The following is a 312-nucleotide window of genomic DNA, read 5'->3' on the forward strand; positions in this document are numbered from 1 at the left end:
TGTTGGCGGATTCCTCGTTTGCGGTCGGCGAAACGAGGAGCTGTATCATGGCAGGATGGCGGCGAGCGGTCGAATTGGCAATGAGTGATGAAGAGATAGCGACCTTGACGACGCTTTCGCGGTCGAGGATCGAACTGGCGAGCCGGGTGTCGCGGGCGCAGATGCTGCTGGCGTATCGGGAAAATCCTTCGTTCTGCGCGGTGGGCCAGAGACTTGGGGTCCATCATCAGACGGTGCAGCGCTGTGTCGAGCGGGCGCTGGCCGATGGCCCGCTGGCAGCCCTCGACGATCGCCCGCGACCGGGCAAGGAAC

The 312-nt window shown here is 63.8% G+C and carries 1 protein-coding gene; it reads left to right on the forward strand.

The window, feature by feature from the left end:
• Positions 1 to 80: 80 nt before the first annotated feature.
• Positions 81 to 312 (forward strand): helix-turn-helix domain-containing protein (locus tag KJQ96_RS38995; protein ID WP_249735108.1); only part of this gene is annotated, 232 nt, incomplete at its 3' end.

This window comes from Bradyrhizobium sp. sGM-13 (genome assembly GCF_018398875.1).
Classification (GTDB): Bacteria; Pseudomonadota; Alphaproteobacteria; order Rhizobiales; family Xanthobacteraceae; genus Bradyrhizobium.